Source organism: Bacillus sp. SG-1 (assembly GCF_000181495.1).
GTDB lineage: Bacteria > Bacillota > Bacilli > Bacillales > Bacillaceae_B > Rossellomorea.
Genome location: NZ_ABCF01000109.1, coordinates 1 through 7,236 on the forward strand (window position 1 = coordinate 1; position 7,236 = coordinate 7,236).

A 7,236-nucleotide genomic window follows, 5' to 3' on the forward strand; every position below is an offset into this window, starting at 1 on the left:
TTTATCCTATTTACTATACTAATCGGTACCCCGATCCTGCTCGCTGAATTTGTCATTGGCAGAAGAGGAGGAGGCGATGCCGTCACATCTTACCGAAACCTTGCTCCCTCTTCTCTCTGGCAGTTGGTCGGCTATTTCGGAACCTTCATCTCATTTGTTATTTTATCATTCTACAGTGTCGTGGGAGGCTGGATTGTATCCTACCTGGTGAGGAGTCTATCAGGCGGTCTGACCGGAATGTCACAAGCAGAGTATGGTGCATTATTTGAAGAAATCATCAGCAGTCCATGGGAAGTGCTCTTGGCACAGTTCGTCTTCCTCGCCATGACCATTACGGTCGTAAAAGGAGGGATCAAAGCAGGGATCGAACGCGCAAGCAAATTCATGATGCCTGCCCTGTTTGTTCTATTCCTGGTTCTTGTGGTACGTTCCTTGACATTGGAAGGCAGCATGGCAGGAGTCCGGTTTTTGCTGCAGCCCGACTGGAGCTACCTTACGGCTGATACCGCCTTGCTTGCACTTGGACAAGCCTTTTTCGCCCTAAGCGTAGGTCTTTCTGTTATGGTGACGTATTCTTCCTATTTGCCTCAAACAGAAAATATGCCAAATTCAGCTTTCAGTGTGGCAGGATTGAACATCTTTATCTCCTTACTGGCAGGCCTGGTGATCTTCCCTTCTGTGTTTGCCCTTGGATTTCAGCCGGATGTCGGTCCCGGACTTGTTTTTGTGGTCATTCCGGCTGTGTTTAATGAGCTCGCCTTTGGCGGAGTGTTTTTGACCATCTTCCTGGTCCTGCTCCTCTTCGCTACCTTGACTTCGGCTTTTTCAATCCTTGAAATCATCGTAGCCGTCATGGAAAAAGGAAACCCGCAAAAGCGGGGGAGAAATGCCTGGTTTGCAGGAATCCTCGTATTCGTAGTCGGGATTCCAAGTGCTTTATCATTTGGGGTATTGACTGACTTTCAGATTGCCGGAAAATCTTTCTTTGATTTCGCTGACTTCATTACCAGCAATATCGGACTGCCGCTAGGCGCTCTTCTAATTAGCATCTTTACGGCCTATGTATTGAAAAAGTCAGCAGTGAAAGAAGAATTACAGAGAGGGTCGGGTATTTCAGACGGACTGTTTGAAACCTTGTATTTCCTTATCCGCTTCATCGTGCCAATTGCCATCATCGCCGTCTTCCTGAATTCATTGGATATACTTTAACACACTAAAGCATCAAAAGGGACAGTCCCCTATCGTTGATTAACGCGTTAAAGCGTTAAGAGGGACTGTCCCTTTTTCTGCGGTGAAGCACTAAAGTGCAACTATTCTCACATTTTGTTCAAGGATTTCGTGACTTATTATGGTGATTGAATGGTACTATAATGGTATAGAAGGTTAATTTGATGGAGGGATTCATATGTCTCATTTTGGACAAAATTTAAAGTTATTGCGTGAAGAACGGAATATCAGCCAAGAAGAATTAGCCATGCGTGCGAGGCTCGGAAGAACAACAATAGAAAAATATGAAAGCGGCAGCCAAATCCCCGACACCCCGACGATTTTGAAGTTGTCTACTGTCCTGGATGTTCCGGCTTCTGAAATGCTGGAAAGAGAATCTCTGGAAAGCCACCAACAGGGAGTGGATCAGGAAATTCAGCAGCTGATCAGCGAAATGGGCACAAAGAAAGCCAAATTGATTCTGCGCAAAGCGAAGGAATTCTCCGAAGAAGATTTCTTACGGGTGATGCAGATGCTCTACGAAATCAAATACGGACCGACTGTAGAATAATTTTTTCTGAAACATGTATAAAATTCACCTGGAGGGGCAATGCTTTTAGTAAGCTTTCTAAGTATTCCCCCTTTTGTTTTCATTGTGGACGGTATTTTACATATCGTCCTATTTTTTTGTTCTCTAGATGCCGATAACTTTCAGCAATGCCCAAGAAACCATCTATATTCGCTTATACCCCCGTTACGCAAAACTCCCTTCATTTCCGGCTCCTCAACCAATGTCCTTCAATAATGTGAATTCATGGTGTTTTTTTACTCTCGCAGGGTAGAATACAAGTACGTATTCTTATCAGGAGTGAGAGTAAAATGAACGATATTACTTATAAGGCAACCGTTAATGGCGCTGAGGTTTTTTATGAATACCACCGTCACCCGTCTGCCCAGGAAACCTTCGTGCTGCTTCATGGATTTCTTTCATCTACTTTCAGTTTCCGTCACCTGACCCCGCTGCTGAAAGAACAGTACAATGTCATATCTGTGGACCTTCCGCCGTTTGGACAAAGCGGAAAGAACAAGGAATTCATCTATTCATATGAAAATCTTGCAAAGACTGTCATCCTCCTTATGGAAAAGCTCGAGATTGACAATATCCAACTCATCGGCCACTCGATGGGCGGACAAATTGCCCTTAATGTCATGAAACAGAAACCCGAACTGGTTGAAAAAGGCATCCTCCTTTGCAGCTCTGGTTACCTGAAAAGAATGAATTGGCCGATTACCATGCTGAGTTATATTCCATTTTTCCACTTGTATGTAAAAATGCATCTGGCAAAGTCGGGAATTCGCCAAAACCTTGAGAACGTTGTGCATGACTCCAAAATGATCAATGATGAAATGATGTTCGGGTATTTGAAGCCATTCCTCGATGATGATATTTTCCGGGCACTTACAAGAATGATCCGCCACCGTGAAGGAGACTTGATCCAGCAGGACCTGCATAAGATCCAAACACCATGCCTTCTGATTTGGGGAAGACATGACCGCGTCGTTCCCTTGCATATCGGCAAAAGGCTTAATAAGGACCTCCCCAATTCCAAACTGCTTGTCCTTGAAAACACCGGTCATCTCGTCCCTGAAGAAAGGCCGCAAGATGTTTACGACCATATCCGCTCCTTCACAGAACAGCAATTTGAGGAAGAAAAGGTTAAAACCAGTACCCAGAAACCAATCTCCAACACACTGCCGGTTACTTGAAGCCAACACAAAAAGGATGTTCGCCCGGAAAAATGCTTTTTCCAAGCGGACATCCTTTTACTGAATGACTATTTTATCCTGATGATGCTTTTGAAAGTATCGCCCTCTTCTATTCCTTTATTAAAACAAGCAGGACATAAGAACAGTTACTAAATGTTTCTGGTAGCCCTACAGCTACACTAATGAAAGGCTGATCAAAAAGTTGAAAGGAGTCGACTTTCAGCTTTCGAAGGCCTTCTAATCCAGTGATTAGCGTTGGCATGCAATCCATAGTGCCCATGCCATTGGTAAAAGTCTTAATAAAAAATAAATTCATTTGCAGAAGTGCTTGGATACGTCAGATAAATTGATGGTTTCGGTTTTTTAGTATCCATACTAATTTTGAAAATATGTTGATTTGTAGCGGAAGGTGCGTGACCTCCTGCGGGATTAGCGGGACAGGTGAGACCCCGCAGGCGCAGCCGAGGAGGCCAATCCAGCTCCAGCGGCCAGCGACTAGCAGATTTCGGTCTCTCTCCTTGCGATAAGTCATCATCGAATCGCTACCGCTCTTCGTGATTCCTTTATCTCATGCAAGAGCCCTACAATCTGTACGTCACTGAACGGCCGCTTCCGCTTTTTAGTTCACCGCCCGCCCCGCGGAGTCACGCACCTGGAGCGGAAATCAGCCTTATATATCAAAAGCAATAAGTTTTTCTCACATACTCATTTTTTCACTTTGACTCATAAGCAGATATTTTTCATCTTTCGCTCTCATAATTTAACATATTATTAAGTATCTACTATTCCAAAAAAGGATGTGATAAGGTGTATAATTTTGACGTTTCCCCAGACCGCAAAGGAACATCGTCTGTAAAATGGGATATGACCAAAACAGTATTCGGAAGGGATGATGTGCTTCCGATGTGGGTTGCGGATATGGATTTCCCTCCCCCTCCCCAAGTCATTGACAGCTTGAATGACCGCCTGTCGCACGGCGTATTCGGTTATACATTTACAGGAGATTCATTAGGCGAAGCAGTCAGCGGCTGGATGAAAGAACGCCATGAATGGGAAATCAGAAAAAGCTGGCTGGTCTACAGCTCCGGTATAGTGCCCGCCATTTCCACGATTATTACGACTTTTACGGAAAAAGGAGACAGCATTCTCATGCATTCTCCTGTCTATACACCATTCTTCAGCCTTGCCGAAAAAAATGAACGCGTGGCAAAAAAGTGTCCCATGGAAGTGAAAGAGGGACAATACACATTTGACTATGCTGCGTTCGAAGACGCCTTAAAGCAGGGAGTGAAACTTTTCTTGCTCTGCAATCCCCACAATCCGGGTGGAAGGGTATGGAATAAGGAAGAGTTGATCAAGATAGCGGAACTCTGCCAAAAATATAATGTACTGATCGTTTCGGATGAAATTCATGCTGATCTTGTACATAAACCGAATAAGCATATCCCGATTTCTTCCATTAAAAAAGAATATGAAGATTTTATTTTTACTCTTGTTGCGCCAAGTAAAACATTCAATATTGCAGGCCTGCAAGCATCAGCTATGATTATACCCAACCAGAAATATCGTGAAAAAATAGTGGAAGAGCAGCACAAACAAGGTATATTCACACTGAATACATTCGGCGTGCTTGGAATGGAAGCCGCCTACAGGCACGGTGGTGAATGGCTGGACAGTCTGCTGGCCTATCTGCAGGGTAACATTAAAGAGGTACAATCATTTATCAAAAAGGAACTGCCTGATTTGTCTGTGATGGACCCGGAAGCGACCTATCTGTTATGGATAGACTTCCGCAAACTGGGGAAATCCGAGAAAGAATTAGAGAAACTGCTTCTGGACAAAGGCAAACTCGCCCTTGAGCCTGGCAGTAAATTTGGCGAAGACGGCGAAGGTTACTTCAGGATGAACATCGCTTGCACGAGGGAAACACTAAAAGACGGACTGGAGAGACTGAAAACGGCACTATCTTGACAAGCAAGTATTCACCTTGCTTGTCTTTTTAACAAGTACTTTAACGCGTTATCAGACTAAATCTCGCGCTAAAAAGACAAAAAAAAAAACTGACAACCAACCGGTCATCAGTCATTCCTTGCTTTTCTCATTTGTAATTTCCCCACAGGCTACCCTCTTTCCTGACTCTCCTGCCGGCTGAGACATTCCGTCATCCTGCCCTTCATGGATGACTATGGAAGTTCCCTCCTTTGTAAATAGAGAGGTCTTTCCTTTAGTGAGCGTGACCAGCGGGGCCATGATTTTCCCTTTATAAGAACCGTCATCTTCAACAATTAAGTTAGGCAGGTCCCCTGCGTGGGCTCCTTTCGGGTGAAGAAGGCCATGTTCATTATCATCTGGATTAAAGTGGTCTCCGGCTGAAACAAAGTCTGGCGGTTCACATTTCCCTTTTTCATGGATATGTATGGCGTGCACTCCGGGCGGCAGGCCGACAAGATCCAGGTCCATCTCTACCCCGGAAGACATCTCCTGCAATGTCGCCTTGCCTAACGAGTCGCCGACAGCATTCTTTAGATCTACCTCAGTTTTCTTCGGGTTTTCTAATGCACAGCCTTGAAGCAGGATTGCCGACGTCAACAGTCCTGTCACTATCTTTGCATTCATGATATCTCCTCCAGCAACAAAATCATCTATACCATTGTTGCCTTTGTTGGCAGAAAATATTCTCTTTGATTGAACTAGCCAACCCGGCTGCCATGATGGCAATGCATTTACTAACAGCTCTTCATGATCTATTTTTGATAGGCCAACAACTTTTGGTTTCTATCAATATCCAGAGTCCTCCTAAAGAACTCTCCTTAACGACGGTTCTCTTCAGCAGCTTTCCGTGCTTCTTCTTCAGCCTGCTTTGTCTTTTCTTCCTCTTTTTTCGAGATTTTATTAATCCAGCGGAAGGTCAGGACGGCTGCTGTACCAAATACAATCATCCAGAAGGCAGCAGGGATATATTCTGTTTTATCTTCCGGAAAATATAGAAACAGATTTAAGATAAATGCGCTAAGCATAATGATCTCCTTTCAACTTCTCAAGCTGTAGCCATTATATCAATTACGCCGGGACAAAACCATGTCCAAATCCAGAACAATATTGCACGTACACTGTTCACCCTAGACAGGCATGTCCAAGATAAAACTGGCGATCTACCCTTTATCCCGCTTCGGGTTATTTGTTCCGAGAAGTTGGGTTATATTTGAGCTGAGACGTAACTCCGGGAGCTGAGACTAGGCGTGGAAAACACAGTTGCAAATTATCCTTAGAAGTACATTTTATATTCTTAAATCGCTGTTTTCGTATATATTGTTGCTCTCGGAAAAATCCAAAAATCCGGATTTTCCCCTTGGAGACAAGGGCTTTTTTCTCTTAAAAGGTGAGTTAGCTCTTTTCTTTCTTGTTTATCAGGCTATTTCTGGTTAATTAAGTAGATATTTTTAAAAGTTTGTATTAAATAGCAACAAAGTTTACGAAAAGAGCCTCTTAAATACACACAAAAGCAGCTGCCCCAACGGAAACAGCTGCCTGAATGCATTCTTATTCTTTAATGATTTCTATTTTTTCAATGACAACATCTTCAACAGGTTTATCATTCGCACCTGTTTCTACTGCCGCAATTGCGTCCACAACATCCATTCCCTCAATGACTTGTCCAAACACCGTATGACGGTTATCAAGGTGTGGAGTTCCGCCACGCTCCATATAGATTTCAATGGCTTTCTTACCGAAGCCCGCTGCAGCCATCTTCTCCTCTAACCCAGGGTCGATTGCGGAGTTTTGCACGATGAAGAACTGGCTCCCGTTCGTGTTGGCTCCTGCATTTGCCATGGAAAGCGCGCCCCGTATATTCAGAAGTTCTTTTGAAAACTCATCTTCAAAAGGCTCGCCCCAGATGCTTTCCCCGCCTGTACCGTTGCCATCAGGGTCTCCCCCTTGAATCATGAAGTCACTGATGACCCGGTGAAAAGTGACGCCTTCATAGTACCCATCCTTGCTGTGGGTAATGAAGTTCTCCACTGCTTTAGGTGCCTGTTCAGGAAATAACTTTATCGTGATATCACCCATGTTCGTGATCATTTTGACAGCCTGTTCATTTTCCTGGATTTCATCATTCAGTTGCGGATAATTCACATCACTGTCATCAACAGGGTCGGCTGTCTCTTGTTGGGGTTCACTTCCTGTTGTTTCGTTTTGGCTGTTGTTTTGGCTCTGCTCTTCTTGATTTGCTGTTCCACATGCTGATAACATCAACACAAGAAG

The 7,236-nt window shown here is 44.1% G+C and carries 7 protein-coding genes; 4 read left to right on the forward strand and 3 right to left on the reverse strand.

Going from position 1 to position 7,236, the window contains the following annotated elements; translation table 11 throughout:
- The 4 genes from BSG1_RS18415 to BSG1_RS18430 form a co-directional block, all read left to right on the forward strand.
- The coding region (locus BSG1_RS18415) for a sodium-dependent transporter (RefSeq protein ID WP_006838737.1) at nucleotides 1–1,209 on the forward strand (1,209 nt) is incomplete at its 5' end.
- A 196-nt stretch (nucleotides 1,210–1,405) separates the two neighbouring features.
- A complete protein-coding gene (locus BSG1_RS18420) occupies nucleotides 1,406–1,777 on the forward strand; it encodes a helix-turn-helix domain-containing protein (RefSeq protein ID WP_006838738.1) in 372 nt (123 codons plus the stop codon).
- A 308-nt stretch (nucleotides 1,778–2,085) separates the two neighbouring features.
- Nucleotides 2,086–2,973: an alpha/beta fold hydrolase gene (locus BSG1_RS18425; RefSeq protein ID WP_006838739.1), complete on the forward strand. Its 888-nt coding sequence runs from the start codon at nucleotides 2,086–2,088 to the stop codon at nucleotides 2,971–2,973.
- 807 nt (nucleotides 2,974–3,780) lie between these two features.
- Nucleotides 3,781–4,944, forward strand: coding sequence for a MalY/PatB family protein (locus BSG1_RS18430; RefSeq protein ID WP_006838741.1), 1,164 nt, complete (start codon nucleotides 3,781–3,783; stop codon nucleotides 4,942–4,944).
- Between the two features lie 111 nt (nucleotides 4,945–5,055).
- On the opposite strand, the gene BSG1_RS18435 is transcribed toward BSG1_RS18430, so the two are convergent.
- From BSG1_RS18435 to BSG1_RS18445, 3 genes are all read right to left on the reverse strand, one after another.
- The gene (locus tag BSG1_RS18435) at nucleotides 5,056–5,589 is read right to left on the reverse strand and encodes a superoxide dismutase family protein (protein ID WP_044023165.1); all 534 of its coding nucleotides are present in this window, start codon (nucleotides 5,587–5,589) and stop codon (nucleotides 5,056–5,058) included.
- A gap of 194 nt (nucleotides 5,590–5,783) precedes the next feature.
- Nucleotides 5,784–5,990 carry a hypothetical protein gene (locus tag BSG1_RS18440; protein ID WP_006838743.1) on the reverse strand — a complete coding sequence of 69 codons (207 nt, stop codon included), beginning with the start codon at nucleotides 5,988–5,990 and terminating at the stop codon, nucleotides 5,784–5,786.
- Nucleotides 5,991–6,513: 523 nt separating this feature from the next.
- Nucleotides 6,514–7,224, reverse strand: coding sequence for a peptidylprolyl isomerase (locus tag BSG1_RS18445; protein WP_083802928.1), 711 nt, complete (start codon nucleotides 7,222–7,224; stop codon nucleotides 6,514–6,516).
- Nucleotides 7,225–7,236 lie beyond the last annotated feature (12 nt).

Bases quoted from the DNA above. Each gene is read 5' to 3' on its own strand.
- BSG1_RS18435 (WP_044023165.1), bottom strand. From the start codon at position 5,589: ATGAATGCAAAGATAGTGACAGGACTGTTGACGTCGGCAATCCTGCTT.
- BSG1_RS18420 (WP_006838738.1), top strand. From the start codon at position 1,406: ATGTCTCATTTTGGACAAAATTTAAAGTTATTGCGTGAAGAACGGAAT.
- BSG1_RS18445 (WP_083802928.1), bottom strand. From the start codon at position 7,224: ATGTTATCAGCATGTGGAACAGCAAATCAAGAAGAGCAGAGCCAAAAC.
- BSG1_RS18425 (WP_006838739.1), top strand. From the start codon at position 2,086: ATGAACGATATTACTTATAAGGCAACCGTTAATGGCGCTGAGGTTTTT.
- BSG1_RS18440 (WP_006838743.1), bottom strand. From the start codon at position 5,990: ATGCTTAGCGCATTTATCTTAAATCTGTTTCTATATTTTCCGGAAGAT.